The organism is Knoellia remsis (assembly GCF_003002895.1).
GTDB classification, from domain to species: domain Bacteria; phylum Actinomycetota; class Actinomycetes; order Actinomycetales; family Dermatophilaceae; genus Knoellia; species Knoellia remsis.
Map to the genome: position 1 here is coordinate 1 of NZ_PVTI01000028.1, position 19,121 is coordinate 19,121.

The window sequence follows — 19,121 nt, forward strand, 5'->3', positions numbered from 1 at the left end:
CGTCGACCAGGTGGACGTTCACCCGGCCATGCCCGTGGACGATGACCCCACACGAGCGACACCCCATCGCCTCGGCCGCTGACTCCACCATCACGACGAGCCGGTCACGGTCGTCGCGTTCGACGGCGATGACATGCAATCCCGGCAGGCCGACGAGGAGGTCGCAACGGTCGCAGTAGTCGCCACCGGCACGGCAGCACAACGTAGGCTCGGGCATCGTCGAGGTCCTTGCGTTCAGGAGAGGTAGAAGTCCCCTGATCTTCGAGGGCCTCGACCCTTCCCACCCTCAACCAGCCAACCGGCGCGCCGCGCTCACCCCACACTCATCGGTGAAGAGCCGGTTTTCGCCATCGAAACCCCGGTCGTCATCGCCATGTTCGTACGTCAAGAAGGCACAGACCCCGACGTCCCCGCCGACATCAAGTACATCGACATCCCCGGCACCCGCGCGGAGAAGTTCGAAGCCCTGGCAAGCCTGACCTTGGAACAAGACGGCTGGGTCGACGTACGAACCGACTGGACCGCACCGTTCACCCCCGCACCCGAGACAGCATGGGACGACCACCCTGCTGCCGACGACGTTTTCCCGTGGCGACGCAACGGCATCATGGCTGGCCGCAACTGGGTATACGCCCCCGAGACGGGCATCCTGGAACAGCGACTCCGTGAACTCGTCAACGAGGACAAGCCAGACGAGAAAGCCCACAAGTTCGTCGAACATCTCCGGGGCGGACGGCGCGACCGTGGCGACGGGAGCCTGCTTCGCGTCAAGGAGCCACTCCCCGGCACTGACACGGAGCAGGACACACAGAAGAAGTTCGACGACATCACCATGGTCACCGAGCCAAGATTCGTGCGGGTGGGATTCCGGGCGTTCGACCGCCAATGGCTCATCGCCGACTCGCGGCTCCTGAACCAGCCCAGCCCGACACTGTGGACTGGCCGAATCCCCGGTCAGGTGTTTGCCGTTGAGCTCCACTCCGAACACCCGGGCGCCGGACCTGGGCTTGCCTACAGCGCCCTCATCCCCGACGTTCACTGTTTCCGAGGCTCCGGCGGCGGACGCACCCTGCCAATGCTTCACCCCAACGGTGAACCCAACGTCGCCCCCGGCCTATCAGCAGCTCTGTCTCAGGCGCTCGGCGGAGAAGTCACTGGCGAGGATGTGTTCGCCTACGTCGCGGGCGTGGCCGGTCATCGCGGCTACGTCACCGAGTTCGACACCGAACTGCGTACACCAGGTGTCCGTATTCCAATCACCAAGGACCCCGCACTCTGGGCCCGGGCCGTGAGCCTAGGCCACCACATCATCTGGCTGCACACCTATGGCCAAGCAGGAAACCACCCTGAGGGCTACACCGACATCATGGCGAGCATCGCGCGCGAACTGCTTCCTGAGTACGCGGTCCCCGTCGGTGGTGCAGCACCTTCCACCTACCGCTACACCCCGGCCGAAAAGGAACTCCACGTCGGTCCCGGCCGCTGGAACAATGTGAGCCCTGAGGCCGTCGGCTACACGGTCGGCGGCACCCAGGTCCTCGACTCCTGGCTGAACTACCGCACGGTCAATCCCGACAAGCGGCGCACCTCCCCCCTAGACGACATCAACGCCACCGGGTGGAACTCCGACTGGAGCACCGAGCTGACCGAACTGATCGTCCTCCTCACTCAACTCGTCAAACTGGAGCGACCAGCCGAAGACCTGCTCGCAGCGATCCTCGAAGCACCCCTGCTGACCAAGGAGGACTTGGTCAGCCTGGGCACCATCTGGCCTACGACCAACCGCGACCATGACCCCAAAATGCCTCTCGTCGGCGGCCTCTTGGGCGATGGGGGGAATCCGCTGCAAGCGAGCGACCAGCCACCTTCACTGGGGGACATTGCCCAGATTAATAACCACAACGGACAGGAGTAGCCGTATGCGGGTGAGCAGAATCGAGTTCAACGGCTATCGCCGCCTCGCGAGGACAGGCACCGGTATCGACGGCCCGTTGACCGCGTTCGTCGGGTTCAACGAAGCTGGCAAGTCAACGGTTCTACGTGGGCTGCGGTGGTTCGCTCGCGGTGGGAAGGTCACGTCCGTCGACTACAACCGAAGCCGGCCACCCGCGACGGACCGATCCGCTGTGGTGAAGGTGTTCTACGAATTGGATGACGACGACAAGACGGCCTTCGCTGACATCGAAATGGACAACCCACCAACGACGCTGGAGTTGTATAGGAAGCGAGATGGCAGCCGCATCCGCGTCTTATCTCCGCGTCCCACACGTCCGGCCAAGCCGTTCGAACTGGCACGCGTACGGCTCGCCAAAGCCATCAGCACAAGGCTGGCTGCTCAGTTCGCTGCGGCCGCTGACGAAGACGAGCAAGACCCCAACGACTGGGCTGTCACTGTTAGCGAGGCGCTCGCAGCGCCGGACGAAGAATGGTCTTCGCAGTGGATTGACGCGGTCGAATTGCTCGCCACATGGCTGAGGGAGATCCCTACCGGTCGGAAACAGCCGCGCGACGCAGGGCTCGCGCAGATGCTCGACAACGTCCGCCACTTAGTCACCGAGGACCACCCGTCAGACTCTGTCTGGAGCGCGATCGCCGACCGAGTCCCTGACTTTGTGCTCTTTGAGGACGAAGACCGAACACTCGAGACGTCCTACAACTTGCAGCCCGAAAGCCGAGCTGTTTCACGGGCCGTCGAGCGACTGCTCTTTCTCGCGGACATCGACCTCGACGACATGTGGAGCCACATCCAGACCGGCGACTCCACGAAGCGAGAGACCGCACTCGAGCGCGGCAACGAGCGCCTGCGCGCACTCTTCGACCAAGCCTGGAATCAGAGCCAAGTCACCGTCCGCTTCAACGTCAACGGCACCCTGCTCGAAGTTCTCCTGAAAGAACTCAACGACAACGGCGACGTTACCAACATCGCCGAACGCAGCGACGGACTCAAGACCTTCGTCGCTCTCGTCGCGTTCCTCGCATCCAGCGGTCACAAGGTGCCGCCCGTCCTCCTCATCGACGAGGCCGAGACGCACCTCCACTATGACGCCCAAGCGGACCTTGTCAGCGCCCTACTCAAGAGCGTCGACGCTACCCAAGTCTTCTACACAACACATTCGCCCGGATGCCTGCCGAGCGACCTCGGCACAGGGATCCGGGTGCTTACCCGTGACCCCGAATTCGCCGACGCGAGCATCATCAAGAACAACTTCTGGGAAGGCGAAGGGCCCGGGTTCTCCCCATTGCTCTTCGCCATGGGGGCAGGCGCAGCAGCCTTCTCCATGTGCCGCAACGCCGTGTTGGCCGAAGGGGCATCTGACATGGTGCTCCTGCCGACACTCATCCGGAAGGCGACTCGGCTTGAGGACCTCGACTACCAGATAGCGCCCGGCCTCGCTAACGCCCATGGCTCCGGAATCCGCGTCGAGGAGGTCGCCGCCAAGGTCGTCTACCTCACCGACGGCGACAACGGAGGCAACGAGCACACGGCAGCGCTCAGGGAGGTCGGAGTCGACGGAAAGCGCATCTTCGGGCTCCCCACTGCGCACGCCGTCGAAGACCTCATCAACCGAGACGACTACCTCGCCGTGGCGAACAACTTCATCAAAGCCATGGGACAGTCCCAACAGTTTGCCGCAACCGACATCCCCGATGGGATACCCATCGCCAAGGCCTTCACCGACTGGGCCAAGCGCAACAAGGTGCGCACCCCCAGCAAGGTCGAGATGGCGTACGTGCTTCTCCGCGCCGATGTCCGCCTTACCCAGACCGGGAAACGCGCCCTAGTCAGCCTGCACGCCAAATTCACGCAGGCCTTCAAAGCGGAGCCGAACTAGCGAGGCATAATCGGAGGCGACCGGTCGTCGGCGACCTTGTATTGGGGGCATTTCTCAACGTCACAGCGGATCAGCTCCCGGGAGCTTGTTTGCGACCGGGGGGTCCTTGGTGGTCGCCTGACGCAGGGACTGCCGGGAGCGCGGGCTCGCGCCGGCGAAGAAGCAGCCGGCGTAACCAGCGCGGATCCCATCGTCCTTCGGAAGGTGCCCCGGAGTCGTGCGCGACCGGGCCTTCCCCGCGCAGAGTCCTGCCGCGCAGTGGCGGCGCTCAGTCGGCCTCGATGAGCTTGCCGCTCTTGGCCAGCTCGGGGTCCGTGCACGATGCGAGGTCGAAGCAGCACGGCCGGCGCTTGCCGTTCCGCAGCTTGTCGATGCTCACCTCGACGCGCCGCTCGCGCGTGGCCGGGTTCTTCGTCGCACCGACCCAGCGGACCCACTCCCAACGGGCCATCGGCGTGATGTCACTCCATGTGTCCTCAAGGTCCGGGGCGTCCGCGAGCGCCGCGCCGAGGTCGTCCGGGACCTCCGGCTCGGGCCAAGCCTTCGTCGGGGTGACGTCGACCGCGACCGTGTCACTGGCAGCCAAGCCGTCCGCGCCGGGCAGCGCATCGGAGACGGCGATGAAGTGCCCCTTGCGGCCGTCCGGCTCGAGGACCGTCTCGAACTTCTTCCCGCCGAACGTCCCCTCGACGGCCACCTGGCCCCGCGAGGGAAGCTCCTGGCTCGCCGCGTCGGGCAGCTCGACGATGAGCCGCTCGCCGATTTGTCGCACCGTGCCGTCGAACGTGATCGCCATACGCCCACGGTAGCCGCCGCCACGGGCCCCACACGGCATACGGAACTCACCGGCATACGGCCGATGACGCCGCAGACATGGAACAGCCCGCGGGCCTGCCACCCACACGACCACTGCGGTCGGGAGGAAGGCATGTGCAGGGGACGACCTGCACGGCCCGCGGGCTGCGGTGAGCTGCTGGGATTGCGCCGGTCGGCGCGACCTCGGCAGAGGTGCACGACTAGCGCGCAGTCACCTCACGCGTCCAATGAGAAATCACTTCCTGGACCACCTCCCTTCCGTGTCCTTCGACGGTATGCCGCCCCGCGCACCTCTGCAACGGGTTATCCGCCGTGCCTCCGGACATGCAATAGGGCGCCCGCGCGGTATGCCGTGCGCGTGCCGCGGTGGTCAGACCCGCCACTGCATGTCCGCCGGTCCACCCAGGTATTTGGCGGGATCGGCTGGCGTCGCTATCATCGACATATGGCGATGAATCAGCAGGGACGGGCGGCCGAACCCGGCACCCCCGTCGACGAGCGCGCAGCCGCCGCCAGCGCCGCCCACCTCTTCCGGGCGCTCGGCGACCCCGGACGCATCGCGATCCTGCGTCACCTCCAGCTCGGCGAACACCGCGTCGTCGAGCTCACCGCCCACCTCGGACTCGCCCAGTCGACGGTCTCGACCCACTTGACCTGGCTGCGCGAGTGCGGCCTCGTCGAGGTCCAGCCCGTGGGTCGCTCGTCGGTCTACCGGCTGAGCCACCCCGAGCTGCTCGAGTGTCTCTTCGCCGACGCCGACCAGCTGCTCGAGGCCACCGGCCACGACGACCCGGACCACCACGACAAGCCGCAGCCGCCGAAGCGCTCGCGCACCCGCACCACGAGCCGCGCCCCGCGACGCGGCACGGCGCACGCCTCCAACACCACCCGGCCGAGCCGGCACACCACCCCCACCGACAGCACGACCACCGACACGAACCACAGGAGCTCATGATGGGTAGCGGACACAGCCACAGCCACAGCGCCGCGGGGACGCACCGCTGGCGCCTCCAGCTCGCCTTCGGGCTGACCGCGACGTTCTTCGTCGTCGAGCTGGTCTTCGGCATCATCTCGCAGTCGCTGGCACTCATCAGCGACGCCGGACACATGGCCGCCGACGTCGTCGCGCTCGGCGCCGCCCTCGTCGCGACGAGCATCGCCGGACGCAAGGACACGACCGGTCGCCGCACCTACGGCTCCTACCGCGCCGAGGTCTTCGCCTCGGGCATCGCCGTCCTCCTCATGATCGGCGTGAGCATCTACATCGCCGTCGAGGCCATTGGCCGCATCGGCGAGCAAGTCGAACCGACGAGCAGCACCATGCTCTGGGTCGGTGCCCTCGGCCTTGTCATCAACGTCATCTCGCTGTCGCTGCTGCGCTCGGGCGCCTCCGACTCGCTCAACATCAAGGGCGCCTACCTCGAGGTCTTCGCCGACGCGCTCGGCTCGGTCGGCGTCATCGTCGCCGGCATCATGGTCGGCTGGACCGGCAACGCCTGGTGGGACACCGGCATCGCCCTCGCGATCGCGATCTTCGTCTTCTTCCGGGCCGTCGTGCTCGGCCGCGAGGTGCTGACCGTCCTCGGCCAGCACGCCCCGGCGGACCTCAAGGCTGACGAGGTCACGAACGCCCTCGCCGCCGTCCCCGGCGTGAAGGACGTCCACGACCTGCACGTCTGGACCCTGACCTCCGGCATGAACGTCGCCACCGCGCACCTGATGACGGGCAGCGACGTCGACGGTCACGACGTCCTCGACCGGGCCCGCGAGGTCATGAAGACCCAGTTCGGCGTCGAGCACGCCACCCTCCAGGTCGAGCCCGACACCCACAAGGGCTGCCAGGAGGTCGCCTGGTGAGGTGACACCGGTCGACTCTGTAACTCAGTAACTTCCGGACTCTGTAACTCTGCAACTCACAGAGTTGCAGAGTCCGGAAGTTACAGAGTCAGACGCTGGCGGTGCGGCGCCAGCTCCACGCCGCGACACCGGCCACGATGACGACGCCGAGCAGCACCGCCCCCACCGTGCCGAACCAGTCCACGACCTTCTCGTAGGACTTGCCCGCCCCATAACCCGCCAGCACCGAGACCACCGACCACGACCCGGCGCCGAGCAGGTCCCACAGCAGGAAGCGCGACCACGGCATACCGGACATGCCGGCCATCGACGGCATGACCGAACGGACGAACGGCGTCCAGCGCCCCACGACGACCGCCACGCCACCACGCCGTACCAACGCCTCCTCGGCCGCTGCGAGCCGGGCCAGCCGGGCCGGCTGGGTGACCCGGCTGTGCAGCCGCGGACCGTAGCGCCTCCCCACGGCATACCCGACGTTGTCGCCGATGAGCGCGGCGGCGAGGACGACGACGACCACCCAGACGAGGGAGGTCCGGCCGAGCGCCGCAGCCGCGCCGGCAAGCACGGCGACCGTCTCACCGGGCAGCACCATGCCGACGAACAGGGCGCACTCGCCGAACACGACGAGCGCCGACACCGTGAGGATGAGCCACGGCGGCTGGTCGAGCAGCGTCCCCAGGAGGTCGGTCACCGGCGCTCACCGAAGAAGTCGAGCAGCAGCCGCGACGCGTCCTCCTCGAGGACCCCGCCGACGACCTCGATGCGGTGCGTCGCCCGGCGGTCGCGCACGACATCCCACACCGAGCCGGTCGCTCCGAGCTTGGGGTCCCACGCGCCGAGGACGATCCGGCCGATCCGCGCCAGCATCGCGGCGCCCGCGCACATGGGGCACGGTTCGAGGGTGACGACGAGGGTGCAGCCTTCGAGCCGCCACGAGCCCGTATGCCGTGCGGCCGCCCTGAGTGCCACGACCTCGGCGTGCGCCGTGGGGTCGGTGTCGACCTCGCGCAGGTTGCGTCCCTCGCCGATGACCTCTCCGGCGGGGTCGAGGACCACGGCCCCCACCGGGACGTCGCCCTCGCGACCGGCCCGGGAGGCGAGCTCGAGCGCGCGACGCATGGCGCCGGCATACTCCTCGCGCCGGGGCGTGGACGAGGGTCCGGAGGCTGGTCCTGCGGGACTGCTCACGCGCTAAGTTTCACCCATGCGCGTTCACGTTGCCGACCACCCCCTCATCGCACACAAGCTGACGTACCTGAGGGACAAGCGGACGGACTCCCCGACGTTCCGACGGCTGGCCGAGGAGCTCATGACGCTGCTGGCCTACGAGGCGACGCGCGAGGTGCGGGTCGAGCCGTTCGAGATCGAGACGCCCGTGGCCGCCACGACCGGCATCAAGCTCTCCAACCCCAAGCCGCTCATCGTCCCGATCCTGCGCGCCGGCCTCGGCATGCTCGAGGGCATGGTGCGCCTGCTCCCGAGCGCCGAGGTCGGCTTCCTCGGGATGCAGCGCGACGAGGAGACCTTCCAGCCGGTGACGTACGCGAACCGGCTGCCGGACGACCTCTCCGGCCGGCAGGTCTACGTGCTCGACCCGATGCTCGCCACCGGCGGCTCGATGGTCGACGCGATCAACTACCTCCTCGAGCGCGGCGCCGACGACATCACCGCGGTGACTCTCCTCGCCGCGCCGGAGGGCATCAGCCACATGGAGAAGTCGCTCGCCGACGCAGGTGTGCCGGTCACGCTCGTCACCGGCTCGATCGACCAGCAGCTCAACGAGCTCGGCTACATCGTCCCCGGACTCGGGGACGCCGGCGACCGCCTGTACGGCGTCGTCTGACGTCACTTGGCTCCGCGCGCCGCGCTCGCTGTGGGTGGGGGTCAGCCCGGCGAGGCGACGCGTGGCCGCGCGCACACGGCATACGGCGGTGGGCGCACACGGCATACGAGTCGCACACGGCATACGGAACGACACGGCATACGCGCGCACCCGGCAACCGGAACGACACGCCGCAGCGCATCACGAGTCACACCAGTCACATCTGTCAGCATGTGGGGTGCAGTGTGGTCTCCGCGCGAGCGTGGCCACGAACGAGTCGAGTGCTTGCCTTCGAGAGAGAGCGGACGTGTCCATGCCCCCGGTCAAGAAGATCGTCACGTGGCTGATCGTCATCTTCCTGCTCTACGCCATCGTGACCTCGCCGACCCAGGCCGCTGACATCGTCGGCAGCGCGTGGGAGGTCATCACCAACGGTGTCACCAACATCGCGCGCTTCTTCGACTCGCTCATCGCCCGGAGCTGACCTTGGTGCCGCTGGGGCGCGTCGACAAGGAGCTGGAGAGGTACCTCGTCCCCGGTGAGGAAGTCGTCGCCGTCGTCCGCCAGCACTGGTTCTCGCAGATCCGGCCGATCCTCGCGTTCGTCGGGCTGCTGTTCCTCGCGACCTTCGTCGAGGCCGAGGCGCCCCGCACCCAGGGCGGCGCCATCATCGCGAACATCTTCTGGTGGGCGGCGTTCGGGGGCGCCGGCTACCTGCTCTGGCGCTACCTCAACTGGCGGCACGACTGGTTCGTCGCGACCGACAAGCGCTTCCTCCTCTTCTACGGGTTCATCCGGCGCAAGGTCGCGATGATGCCGCTGACCAAGGTCACCGACATGACCTTCGACCGCTCGATCATGGGCCGGATCATCGGCTACGGCACCTTCCTCCTCGAGTCGGCGGGGCAGGACCAGGCGCTCGGTCACATCGAGTACGTGCCCAACGCCGACCGTCACTACCGCGCGATCTGCACCGTGCTCTTCGGCTCCGACGCTCCCGTCGACCCCGATGACGACTGGGACGACGGCGACGACGGGTGGGACGACGAGGGTCCAGGCGGATACGGCCCGGGCGACGGCGACCCTCGCGGGCGGGACCCGCGCGATCCTCGTGACACCTGGGACGACGGCTGGCAGGACGGGTGGGAGGACCCGCACGGGTGGCGTGAGCACCTGGCGCGCGGCCGCGGTGGCCGCGGCGACGGCCGCGGTCGGCGAGGCGACGACGGGACCGGCGCGGACGGCATACGGAACCCTGTGCGGGAACGCCGTCCGGCACCGCCGCCGCACCGGACGTTGTATCGCAGCGCTGACCTCGTCGAGGCCTCGCGCTTGGAGGACACTGGCGAGATCCCGGTCATCCGGCCGCGGACCAGGAGGAGAGGAAGGGGTCTGCGATGAGCGTCCTCAGGACGAAGACGATCGAGCAGTCGATCCGTGAGGGCGACGAGCCCGAGTACCAGCTCAAGAAGCGGCTCACCGCGCTCGACCTCACCGTCTTCGGTGTCGGCGTCGTCATCGGTGCCGGCATCTTCACCGTCGCCGGGCGGGCCGCCAACCAGCTCGCCGGGCCGTCCGTCGTCATCTCGTTCATCATCGCGGCGGTCGTCTGCGGGCTCGCGGCGCTGTGCTACGCGGAGTTCGCGTCGACGGTGCCGGTGTCCGGGTCGGCCTACACGTTCTCGTATGCGTCGCTCGGCGAGCTCGTCGCGTGGATCATCGGCTGGGACCTGCTGCTCGAGATGCTCCTCGGCGCATCCGTTGTGGCACAAGGGTGGTCGGCGTACTTCCAGATCTTCCTCGGCAACCTCGGCATCGAGATCCCGTCGGGGATCGCGCCCGGCTCCGGGTTCGACCTGCCCGCGCTGCTGCTCGTGCTCGTCCTGACGGCGCTCGTCAGCATGGGCATCAAGGAGTCGATGCGGGTCAACCTCGCGCTCGTCGCGCTCAAGGTGTTCATCGTGCTGTTCGTCATCTTTGCGGGCATCGGGTACATCAACGGCTCGAACTACTCGCCGTTCGTGCCGCCGTCGGGTCCGCCCGTCGACGTGACCCCGGCCGAGATGCCGTTGCTGCAGGCGCTCTTCGGTCTCGAGCAGACGACGTTCGGCGTCATGGGCATCTTCGCCGCGGCGTCGCTGGTGTTCTTCGCCTACATCGGGTTCGACGTCGTCGCGACGACCGCCGAGGAGGTCAAGAACCCGCAGCGCGACCTGCCGATCGGCATCATCGCGACCCTCGTCATCTGCACGATCCTCTACGCCGCCACGGCGATCGTCCTCACCGGCATGGTGCCGTACGACCAGATCGAGCCGTCGGGTGCACTGGCCGCGGCCTTCGACTCCGTCGGCAAGTCGGGGTACGCCACGTTGATCTCGGCCGGTGCCGTGGCCGGTCTGACGACGGTGGTCATGACGCTCATGATCGGGGCGTCGCGCGTCATCTTCGCGATGTCGCGCGACTGGCTGCTCCCGAGCGGGCTCGGCAAGGTCAACCCGCGCACCGGCACGCCGCTGCGCATCACCATCGGGATCGGTGTGCTGGTCGCGCTGACGGCGGCGTTCACCCCGATCGGCAAGCTCGAGTACATGGTCAACATCGGCACCCTCGCGGCGTTCACGCTGGTCGCGATCGCCGTGCCGGTGCTGCGGCGTCGCCGGCCGGACATCGAGCGCCCGTTCAAGGTCCCGTTCAGCCCGGTGCTGCCGATCGTGTCGGCGCTGGCGAGCTTCTACCTGATGCTGACGCTGCCGGTGGAGACGTGGATCCGGTTCCTCATCTGGATGGCGATCGGGTTCGTCCTCTACTTCGCCTACGGCTACCGCCGGTCCCGGCTGGCCGGCCAGCCCCGCGAGGGCGAGCTCCCGAGCATGACCTCCACCTGACCCGCCGCCCCGTTCCCCAACTTTCCCGCCCCATGCGAGAACCTTGAGTGACATGCAACTTCCGTAGTCGCACCTCACTCAAGGTTCCGCTCCCCCCGGGCGTGCCGCCACCCTCTGACATTGCCGGTATGCCGTCACGCCGCCGTGAGAACAGCGCGCACCTTCCCCAGAGCGGCGCCGTTCTCGAGGTCGGCCCACGTGAGTCGGACGATGACGTAGCCCAGGCGACGCAAGGAGTCCTCGCGCTTCTTCTCCGCCCAGAGCACCGAGACGTCGTTCGACTCGTACTTCAGTTTTCCGTCGAACTCGACGATGACGTTCGTCCCACGAACCAGAAAGTCGACGCGTGCCACGAAGTTGCCGTGGCCATCGCGAATCTCCACCTGCGGGTCCAGCTGCAGACCGCCCATCGACAGTGCCACGGCCGTCCGAGACTCGGCGACCGACTCGTGAAGGGGGTTCGTGAACCCCAACATCGCACGGCCCCGAGACCCGTTGCGGTTGCCGGCCATGGCTTCGACGGCGGCCGTGAGCTGGTCGAACGTGAGAAGTCGGTCGCGCAGGGCACAGTCCGCACTCACCACCCCTTGGGTGATGCCGTGATCCACGGTGTGCTGGGCGAGTGCGGTACTCACGTCGACGGCTGGCCCCAGTGGGGTCACGACGACGGTGTGGCCAGCGAGCTTGCGGACGCGCATGGCCTGCATTCCTGCGGATCGATGCACCGGCCGGAGGATGTTGGCCCGCGAGAGCTCGGTGCCCCAGACATCGACACCGTGTGCAATGACAGCGCTGACACTGCACAGGACAGCGTCGGGGTAGACCAGTCGCGCACCTGCGGCTAGATGCTGATGCCACGCCGAAGGTGAGGTCTCGTCGACAAGTGCGCTCACGGCATACAGACCACGACCGGGGTGCACGAGGAGGCCGGCCTGCACAGCAGCCAACAACGCGAAGGGTGTGAGCCCGGCCTTCTCGGCCTGGCGAGTGGTGAACATGCCGTGCTGACCACGCGCGAGCTCGACCAGGGGTTCGGGAAGTTCGATCATGCGGGCAACCTTGGGCACCGAGATGCTGGGCCGCCACTGGGCGTCGCCCCGCCTGTGGACAACGGTCGCGACTCGGCTCGCCTGTGGACAACGGGTGAGCGAGCGCAACCTTGAGTGAGGTGCGACTACCGAAGTTGCACCTCACTCAAGGTTCCCGCATGGGGCGGCGGGTCCCACGCTCAGCGTGGGCAAGTTGGGGTGAGGACCCCGGTGTGGGCCGCGGGACGAAAGACGGGTCAGAGGGCGGAGAGGATGTCGCCGACGCGTTCCTTGGCGTCGCCGAACAGCATCTGGCTGTTGTCGCGGAAGAACAGCGGGTTCTGCACCCCGGCATAACCCGTCGCCATCGACCGCTTGAAGACGATCACGTCTCGGGCGTTCCACACCTCGAGCACCGGCATCCCCGCGATCGGCGAGCCCGGGTCCTCGGCGGCGGCCGGGTTGACCGTGTCGTTCGCACCGATCACGAGCACGACGTCGGTCTCGGGGAAGTCGTCGTTGATCTCGTCCATCTCGAGGACGATGTCGTAGGGCACCTTCGCCTCGGCGAGCAGCACGTTCATGTGCCCGGGCAGCCGGCCCGCGACCGGGTGGATCCCGAAGCGCACGTCGACACCGCGGTCGCGCAGCTTCTTCGTCAGCTCGGCGACGGGGTACTGCGCCTGCGCCACCGCCATGCCGTAGCCCGGCGTGATGACGACCGACTTCGCGTCCCGCAACAGCTCGGCCACACCGTCGGCGGTGATCTCGCGGTGCTCGCCGTAGTCGACGTCCTCCCCGAGCGAGACCTCCTGCCCGAAGCCTCCGGCGATGACCGACACGAACGAACGGTTCATCGCCTTGCACATGATGTAGCTGAGGATCGCACCCGAGGCACCGACGAGCGCGCCCGTCACGATGAGCAGGTCGTTGCCGAGCATGAAGCCCGCAGCCGCCGCCGCCCACCCCGAGTACGAGTTGAGCATCGACACGACGACGGGCATGTCGCCGCCGCCGATCGACGCGACGAGGTGCCAGCCGAACGCCAGCGCGATGACCGTCATCAGCACGAGTGGCACGACCGAGTGCTCCCGCACGAACCACACGAGCAGCAGCGCCGACACGACGAGCGCGGCGAGGTTGAGCCAGTGCCGGGCCGGCAGCATGAGCGGGGTCGACTTGATCCGCGCCGACAGCTTGAGGAACGCGACGATCGAGCCGGTGAACGTCACCGCTCCGATGAACACCCCGAGGAAGACCTCGACGAGGTGGATCACCTCGGACCCGCCGGCCGCACCCGCACCACCCGCGCCACCGGCCCCGCCCGACGGCTCGAAGAACGAGTTGAACCCGACGAGCACCGCCGCCAGACCGACGAACGAGTGCAGCATCGCGACGAGCTCGGGCATCTGCGTCATCTCGACGCGCCGCGCCCGCCAGACGCCGATCGCGCCGCCGATGCCCATCGCGAGCAGGATGAGCAGCAGCGTCGACAGAGCCTGCGAGGACCGCGACAGCGTCAGCCACACCGTGGCAACCAACGCGATGACCATGCCGATCATCCCGAACCGGTTGCCCTCCTCCGCGGACTCGTGCTTCGACAAGCCGGCCAGCGACAGCACGAAGAAGACCGCTGCGACGATGTAGGCCGCGGTGACGACGTTGGTGGTGACCATCGGCGATCAGTCCTTCCGGAACATCTGGAGCATCCGGCCGGTGACCGCGAACCCTCCGAAGATGTTGATGCTGGCGACGAGGATGGCGACGAACGCGAGCGCACGCACGACCACGTCGTCGGAGTCGATCTGGAGCAGCCCGCCGACGACGATGATGCCGCTGATGGCGTTGGTCTCGGCCATGAGCGGCGTGTGCAGCGCGTGCGCGACATTGGAGATGACGTAGAACCCGACGATCACCGCGAGCGCGAACACCGTGAAGTGCCCGAGGAACACCGCCGGCGACGCCGACGCCACGAGCGCGAAGACGAGCGCACCGATCGCCATCGCGAGGTACTTGAGTCGCGGATCGCGTTGCTTCGCAACGGTTTCCGTATGCCGTCCGCTCGCCTCGGTGCCCGACTTCGCCGTGGCATCGGGGGCGCCTAAGCCGGTGGCGGCGGCCGACACCTGCACCGGAGGCGGCGGCCACATCACCTCGCCGTCGCGCACGACGGTCATGCCGCGCTGCACCTGGTCCTCGAGGTCGAGCGTGAGCTCGCCGTCCTTCTCCGGCGTCAAGAGCGCCAACAGGTTGACGAGGTTCGTGCCGAAGAGCTGCGACGCCTGCGTCGGCAACCGGCCGGGCAGGTCGGTGTATCCGAGGATCGTCACGCCGTTCTCGGTGACGACCTTCTCGTCAGCCACGGATCCGGCGACGTTGCCGCCGTTGGACGCAGCCATGTCGACGATGACCGAGCCCGGCTTCATCGACGCGACCATCTCCTCGGTGATGAGGCGCGGCGCCGGCTTCCCCGGGATGAGGGCGGTGGTGATGATGATGTCGACCTCGGCGGCCTGCTGCGCGTACAGCGCCTCGGCGGCGGTGTTGAAGTCCTCGCCGGTCTCCTTGGCGTAGCCGTCACTGCTGGGCGAGTCGTCGGCCCCGTCCGGGAGCTCGATGTGCAGGAAGTCCGCACCCATCGACTCGACCTGCTCGGCCACCTCGGGGCGGGCGTCAAACGCCCGCACCACCGCGCCGAGTGACCCGGCGGTCCCGATCGCCGAGAGCCCAGCCACGCCGGCGCCGACGACGAGCACCGTCGCCGGCGGGACCTTGCCGGCGGCCGTCACCTGACCGGTGAACATCCCGCCGAACTCGTTGGCCGCCTCGATGACGGCGCGGTAGCCGCCGATGTTCGCCATCGACGAGAGGACGTCGAGCGCCTGGGCGCGGGAGATGCGCGGCACCGCGTCCATCGCGAGCGCCGTCACCCCGCGCTCGGCGAGGGCGTCGACGAGCTCCGGCTTCAGCGCCGGCGACAACAACGAGACGAGCACCTGACCCGCGCGCAGCTTCTCGACCTCGTCGGGGCTCGGGGCGTTGATCTTGAGGATGATGTCGGTGTTCCACACCTCCGGGCCGACGACGTCGGCGCCGGCCTCGGCATACGCCTCGTCGGTGAAGCTCGACAGCTGACCGGCACCGGACTCGACGAACACGGCATACCCGAGTTTGATGAGCCGCTCCACGGTCTTGGGCGTGGCGGCGACACGCGTCTCGCCGGCCAACGACTCCTTGGGGACGCCGATGCGCACTCGTGGACCTCCTCGTGGGGGGACATTCTTGGCGAACCTACTAGTCCCATCGCCCTCACCGCTTCTGATGTGAGCGCCACAACGAGGCGCGTCCGACTCGTGGGCACCGCATCCCCGCACCATGCCTCGGGTTGGCTACGGTCGAGGTATGGACGACGAGGTGCTGCTGTGGCTGGTCGGGGCGCTCGCCCTCGTGGTCGTCGTGGGAGCCTTCGTGTGGGTGCTGCGGCACCGCGACGACGCCGAGCGTGTCGAGGCGGCGCACTCCTACGAGGCTCCCGAGGTCACGACCACCGGCGGGCGTGCGCCCACGGCGATGTCGTTCGGCGCGGTCGACGGCGACGATGCGGTCGACGAGACCGTGCCACTGAGCCGCCTTGGTGGCGCGGGGTGGCGCGACAGCGACCGCTCGCTCGCGCCGGAGACCACGTCGACGCCGTATGCCGGTCAGTCCGGTCCGCGGTCCGCCGACCAGCGAACGTGGGCTGAGGACCCGCGGACGTGGGCTGAGGACCCGCAGGCCTGGGCGGACGGTGAGGCGCCGGACTCGCCCGCCGAGGGTGGCCACCACGTCGCCGTCGAGGACACCGGCGGACGTCCGGTCGCCGACGAGGAGCTCGACCGCGAGCGCGGCGGCCACTGGTGAGGGCCGGCCTCGCCGCCACGCACGACCAAGGAGTCGCCGACAGACGACAGCAGGGTCCCCGCTGCGGGGAACCCTACTGTCGTCTCTCTCGACTGCTGCTGAGAAGTGCACCCTCCAGTGGTGGAAGGTGCAGCCCCGGTCAGCTCTGCGAGGGGGTGAAGCCGGCGCGCTGGGCGGCCTCCTCGTCGTAGAACCACACGTCGGGCTCGGCCGTGTCGTAGCCGTTGGCGCCCGGGACCCGGTAGGTCATCGTGTCGCGGTAGGCCTGCACCGGGTGGTCGAGCGGCTGCGCGCGGTCCTCGAACGGGGCCGCGGAGCCGACGCCGTACCCACCGTCGCGGATCTCCTCGACCCCCGAGATGCGTCGGATCCACGCGTCCTGGCCGCCGGGCCGCTGCTCGTCGATGTCGGCGCGGTCGTCGGTCGCCGTCGCACCCTCGCGGATGTCGTCGGCCGCCGTCGCGTCATAGGCCTCGCGCATGCTCGTCGAGTCCTCGCCCTGGATGTTGATCCTGTCGGTGCCGTCGGGCCAGTGCGCGGCGTCACCGCGGTCGGTGCGCTGGTCGCCGCCCGCGTCGCCGACGCGCTGGTCGCTGCCCGCGTCGCCGGTGCCGTGGGTGCGAGCGTCGCCGACGCCCTGGGTGCCGTCGCTGCCCTGAGCGCCCTGGTCGGCGGTGATGCCCTCACGGGTCGTGTCCGTCAGGTCGTCACGGGTGGTGGCGTCGCCCTGAGCGAACCCGCCGCCGTCACGGGTCGTGTCGGCGTGCGAGTCCTGGTCGTCGCGACGGTCCCGGTCACCCGTGGCCCACGCATCCCCGCCGGACCCCTGGTCACCACGCGCGTCCTGGTCCGAGCCGTAGCCGGCGTCCGCACGGTCGTCGCGCGAGCCGAGGCCGGCGCCGGCCGCACCAGCGGCGGCGCCTGCTGCGGCACCGCCCACCGTGGCCGAGCCGAGCCCGCCATCCCGGTCGCTGTGGCTGCCGCTGTCGCGACCGAAGTCAGCGTCCCCGTCGGTGGCGCGACCGAGGTCGCGGTCGCGGTCGACGTCACGGTCGAAGGAGCGGTCCTCGGGCACGCGCTCGTTCGAGGCGTAGTCCTCGGTGTCGCGGTCCTCGGTGACGCGGTCGCCCGAGTGCTGGTCGTCGCCGAGGCGGGCGTCCGCGTCACGGCGGTCGTCCCAGCCAGAGCCAGCCGTGCCGTCGCGGTGAGCACCCTCCGCGTCACGACGCGTCACGTCCTCGTCGCCGAGGTCATCCCGGGAGCCGTCGTACGTCGGGGAGACGCCCGGGCTCTGCGCCTCGGCCGGCAGCGGCTCGGTCGAGGCGTACTGCTCCGGGTCCCCGATGATCGCCATGTCCGAGTCGCCCTGCGCGCTCGCGTCGCCGCGGCGGTCGATGTCGGCGCCGGCGTCGGCTCCACGGTCGGCGCCGGCGTCAGCATCGGTGCTCCAGTCGGTCGAGTTCGTGTCGTCGGTGCGACGGACGTCGTCGCGCGCGTCGTCCTGATCCCAGGCCGACTGCTCGGTGGCGCCGGCACCGGCTGCGGGGGCGACCCCCGTGCCGGCACCAGCGGTCGTGTCCCAGCCCTGCGACTCGGTCACCGACTCGTCCTGGCGATCGTCGCGGCCGGGCTCGTCAGGGGTGGTGCGCGTGCTGTCGCTCATGTCGTTCTCCCATCGTTGGGTCGCCGACTGGCCCGAGCTGTCCCACTCGCTCGTGGCAGCCGCCGAGGACTGGACGTCGTCCACCGACGTGGACGCGCCGTAGTTGTCGTTGGTGCGGTAGGTCCCGGCGCCCTGGTAGCCGCCGGTGGTGTCGCTCGTGAGGTGTTGCTCGTTGCCGTATGCCGTCCCGCTGGCCTCGTCCTCGACGGCACCGGGGGTGCGCGACCGGTCGGCGCCGGAGGCGGTGTCGCCGTAGGCGGTGTCGCCGTAGGCGTTGTTGCCGGAGGCGGTGTCACTCTGGACGTTGTCGCTATAGTCCGCCCCGGACGCCAGTCGTGCGGCATCGTCGCGGGTGCCTGCGTCGCTATCGGACTCGTGACGCCCCCGGCTCGCGGCGTAGGCGCCACCGGCGGCGACGGCACCACCGGCGGCAACCGCGCCGGCGCCCCACCCGGTGTCGCGACCCTCGTCGGGACGTTCTGCGTCCGTGGCGTCGGCGCGCCACGTGTCCTCACTGCGGGACTCGCGGACCTCGTCACGCCAGCCCTCGCCACCGCGGGTCGAGCCGGCCTCGTGACGGCCGCCCGCGACCGGCTGGTCCGCGCGCGTGACGTCCTCGTCCGCGCGGGTGACCTCGCTCTGCTCCCGCTCCCACGAGCTCGCCTCGCCGGAGGCGGACCGCTCCTGTCCGAGCGGGCGGTCGCTCCAGGAGGACTCGTTCGCATCCCGGTCCGGAGCCGCATCGCGCTCGAGAGCCGCATCCCGGTCAGCAGCGCCCGTCGCGGCGGGGGTGACGGGCCGCTGGACGCGCGTGTCCTCGACCGAGCGGACGTCGTCGTCGAGGTCCTCGGGCAGGGGGCGCGGGTCGTCGGCGCGGACCGTCACGTCGGGGTCGAGCTCGTCGGCGCGACGCAGCTCGGCCTGCTGTGCCTGACGGGCGCGCTCGACCTGCTCGCGCTGGAGCCGGGCGTCCTCCTCGACGCGCTGGGCCTCTCGTGCGCTCTGTTCCGCGTCGCGGGCCCGCTGCTCGGCCTCCTGCCGGGCGACGGTCGCGCGCTCGTCAGCCTGCTGGGCGAACGTCTCCTGACCACGCAGGTTCACCGCGCGCTCCTCGGCGGACGAACGCAACCGTGCCGCCTCGGCACGCTGCTCCTCGAGCTCACGCTGCTTGCTGCGCGAGAAGAACCACCACAGCCCGAAAAGGAGGGCGAGGATGACGAGGGCGCCGATGACGTACTTCATCTTGAGGTGCTCCTGACCGTGGGAGTCGGGTGCGAGGCGCACCCGCATGACTCCCCCAAACTACCGCCGACCTGC

16 protein-coding genes and 1 pseudogene are annotated in these 19,121 nt (G+C 68.9%); 9 read left to right on the forward strand and 8 right to left on the reverse strand.

Going from position 1 to position 19,121, the window contains the following annotated elements; genetic code table 11:
• Nucleotides 1-217, reverse strand: a pseudogene (locus BCF74_RS14330) (ISL3 family transposase); the annotation flags it as partial.
• Between the two features lie 156 nt (nucleotides 218-373).
• Here BCF74_RS14330 and BCF74_RS17410 point away from each other — a divergent pair.
• Nucleotides 374-1,915: a type ISP restriction/modification enzyme gene (locus BCF74_RS17410; RefSeq protein ID WP_170070261.1), complete on the forward strand. Its 1,542-nt coding sequence runs from the start codon at nucleotides 374-376 to the stop codon at nucleotides 1,913-1,915.
• A 10-nt stretch (nucleotides 1,916-1,925) separates the two neighbouring features.
• The gene (locus BCF74_RS14335; protein WP_170070262.1) at nucleotides 1,926-3,833 is read left to right on the forward strand and encodes an AAA family ATPase; all 1,908 of its coding nucleotides are present in this window, start codon (nucleotides 1,926-1,928) and stop codon (nucleotides 3,831-3,833) included.
• 268 nt (nucleotides 3,834-4,101) lie between these two features.
• On the opposite strand, the gene BCF74_RS14340 is transcribed toward BCF74_RS14335, so the two are convergent.
• A complete protein-coding gene (locus tag BCF74_RS14340; protein ID WP_106298648.1) occupies nucleotides 4,102-4,629 on the reverse strand; it encodes a YdeI/OmpD-associated family protein in 528 nt (175 codons plus the stop codon).
• Between the two features lie 465 nt (nucleotides 4,630-5,094).
• Here BCF74_RS14340 and BCF74_RS14345 point away from each other — a divergent pair, with 465 nt between their 5' ends.
• Together BCF74_RS14345 and BCF74_RS14350 are read left to right on the forward strand one after the other, a co-directional pair.
• Nucleotides 5,095-5,604, forward strand: a complete 510-nt coding sequence (locus tag BCF74_RS14345; RefSeq protein ID WP_106298649.1) for an ArsR/SmtB family transcription factor — start codon at nucleotides 5,095-5,097, stop codon at nucleotides 5,602-5,604.
• Entirely contained in the window at nucleotides 5,604-6,506 is a 903-nt protein-coding gene (locus BCF74_RS14350; protein WP_106298650.1) for a cation diffusion facilitator family transporter, read from the forward strand. Before BCF74_RS14345 ends, BCF74_RS14350 begins: the two co-directional genes overlap by 1 nt.
• Before the next feature lie 88 nt (nucleotides 6,507-6,594).
• On the opposite strand, the gene BCF74_RS14355 is transcribed toward BCF74_RS14350, so the two are convergent.
• Together BCF74_RS14355 and BCF74_RS14360 are read right to left on the reverse strand one after the other, a co-directional pair.
• Entirely contained in the window at nucleotides 6,595-7,197 is a 603-nt protein-coding gene (locus BCF74_RS14355) for a DedA family protein (protein ID WP_106298651.1), read from the reverse strand.
• Nucleotides 7,194-7,625, reverse strand: coding sequence for a nucleoside deaminase (locus tag BCF74_RS14360; RefSeq protein ID WP_106298652.1), 432 nt, complete (start codon nucleotides 7,623-7,625; stop codon nucleotides 7,194-7,196). The genes BCF74_RS14355 and BCF74_RS14360 overlap by 4 nt, the downstream gene beginning before the upstream one ends.
• 85 nt (nucleotides 7,626-7,710) lie before the next feature.
• Between BCF74_RS14360 and upp the strand changes: the two genes are divergently transcribed.
• From upp to BCF74_RS14375, 4 genes are all read left to right on the forward strand, one after another.
• On the forward strand, nucleotides 7,711-8,349 hold the full coding sequence (gene upp, locus BCF74_RS14365) for a uracil phosphoribosyltransferase (protein WP_106298653.1): 639 nt from the start codon (nucleotides 7,711-7,713) through the stop codon (nucleotides 8,347-8,349).
• Between the two features lie 286 nt (nucleotides 8,350-8,635).
• Entirely contained in the window at nucleotides 8,636-8,812 is a 177-nt protein-coding gene (locus BCF74_RS17415; RefSeq protein WP_170070260.1) for a hypothetical protein, read from the forward strand.
• A 5-nt stretch (nucleotides 8,813-8,817) separates the two neighbouring features.
• Nucleotides 8,818-9,729 (forward strand): PH domain-containing protein, encoded by a 912-nt coding sequence (locus BCF74_RS14370; RefSeq protein ID WP_170070263.1) that lies wholly within the window; start codon nucleotides 8,818-8,820, stop codon nucleotides 9,727-9,729.
• Complete coding sequence (locus BCF74_RS14375) at nucleotides 9,726-11,213, forward strand: amino acid permease (RefSeq protein WP_106298655.1); 1,488 nt, start codon at nucleotides 9,726-9,728, stop codon at nucleotides 11,211-11,213. Before BCF74_RS14370 ends, BCF74_RS14375 begins: the two co-directional genes overlap by 4 nt.
• Before the next feature lie 134 nt (nucleotides 11,214-11,347).
• Here the strand turns inward: BCF74_RS14375 and BCF74_RS14380 are convergent, their stop codons facing one another.
• The 3 genes from BCF74_RS14380 to BCF74_RS14390 form a co-directional block, all read right to left on the reverse strand.
• Entirely contained in the window at nucleotides 11,348-12,262 is a 915-nt protein-coding gene (locus tag BCF74_RS14380) for a type IV toxin-antitoxin system AbiEi family antitoxin domain-containing protein (RefSeq protein ID WP_106298656.1), read from the reverse strand.
• A gap of 236 nt (nucleotides 12,263-12,498) precedes the next feature.
• Nucleotides 12,499-13,917, reverse strand: a complete 1,419-nt coding sequence (gene pntB / locus BCF74_RS14385; protein ID WP_106298657.1) for a Re/Si-specific NAD(P)(+) transhydrogenase subunit beta — start codon at nucleotides 13,915-13,917, stop codon at nucleotides 12,499-12,501.
• A gap of 6 nt (nucleotides 13,918-13,923) precedes the next feature.
• Nucleotides 13,924-15,495 carry a Re/Si-specific NAD(P)(+) transhydrogenase subunit alpha gene (locus BCF74_RS14390; protein ID WP_106298658.1) on the reverse strand — a complete coding sequence of 524 codons (1,572 nt, stop codon included), beginning with the start codon at nucleotides 15,493-15,495 and terminating at the stop codon, nucleotides 13,924-13,926.
• Between the two features lie 148 nt (nucleotides 15,496-15,643).
• Between BCF74_RS14390 and BCF74_RS14395 the strand changes: the two genes are divergently transcribed.
• On the forward strand, nucleotides 15,644-16,141 hold the full coding sequence (locus tag BCF74_RS14395) for a hypothetical protein (protein ID WP_106298659.1): 498 nt from the start codon (nucleotides 15,644-15,646) through the stop codon (nucleotides 16,139-16,141).
• Between the two features lie 139 nt (nucleotides 16,142-16,280).
• On the opposite strand, the gene BCF74_RS14400 is transcribed toward BCF74_RS14395, so the two are convergent.
• Nucleotides 16,281-19,094 (reverse strand): sunset domain-containing protein, encoded by a 2,814-nt coding sequence (locus tag BCF74_RS14400; RefSeq protein ID WP_106298660.1) that lies wholly within the window; start codon nucleotides 19,092-19,094, stop codon nucleotides 16,281-16,283.
• Nucleotides 19,095-19,121 lie beyond the last annotated feature (27 nt).

Excerpts from the sequence above, each read along its gene's own strand:
- BCF74_RS17410 (WP_170070261.1), top strand. The coding sequence starts at position 374 with ATGTTCGTACGTCAAGAAGGCACAGACCCCGACGTCCCCGCCGACATC.
- BCF74_RS14340 (WP_106298648.1), bottom strand. The coding sequence starts at position 4,629 with ATGGCGATCACGTTCGACGGCACGGTGCGACAAATCGGCGAGCGGCTC.
- BCF74_RS14345 (WP_106298649.1), top strand. The coding sequence starts at position 5,095 with ATGGCGATGAATCAGCAGGGACGGGCGGCCGAACCCGGCACCCCCGTC.
- BCF74_RS14350 (WP_106298650.1), top strand. The coding sequence starts at position 5,604 with ATGGGTAGCGGACACAGCCACAGCCACAGCGCCGCGGGGACGCACCGC.
- BCF74_RS14360 (WP_106298652.1), bottom strand. The coding sequence starts at position 7,625 with ATGCGTCGCGCGCTCGAGCTCGCCTCCCGGGCCGGTCGCGAGGGCGAC.
- upp (WP_106298653.1), top strand. The coding sequence starts at position 7,711 with ATGCGCGTTCACGTTGCCGACCACCCCCTCATCGCACACAAGCTGACG.
- BCF74_RS14375 (WP_106298655.1), top strand. The coding sequence starts at position 9,726 with ATGAGCGTCCTCAGGACGAAGACGATCGAGCAGTCGATCCGTGAGGGC.
- BCF74_RS14380 (WP_106298656.1), bottom strand. The coding sequence starts at position 12,262 with ATGATCGAACTTCCCGAACCCCTGGTCGAGCTCGCGCGTGGTCAGCAC.
- pntB (WP_106298657.1), bottom strand. The coding sequence starts at position 13,917 with ATGGTCACCACCAACGTCGTCACCGCGGCCTACATCGTCGCAGCGGTC.
- BCF74_RS14395 (WP_106298659.1), top strand. The coding sequence starts at position 15,644 with ATGGACGACGAGGTGCTGCTGTGGCTGGTCGGGGCGCTCGCCCTCGTG.
- BCF74_RS14400 (WP_106298660.1), bottom strand. The coding sequence starts at position 19,094 with ATGCGGGTGCGCCTCGCACCCGACTCCCACGGTCAGGAGCACCTCAAG.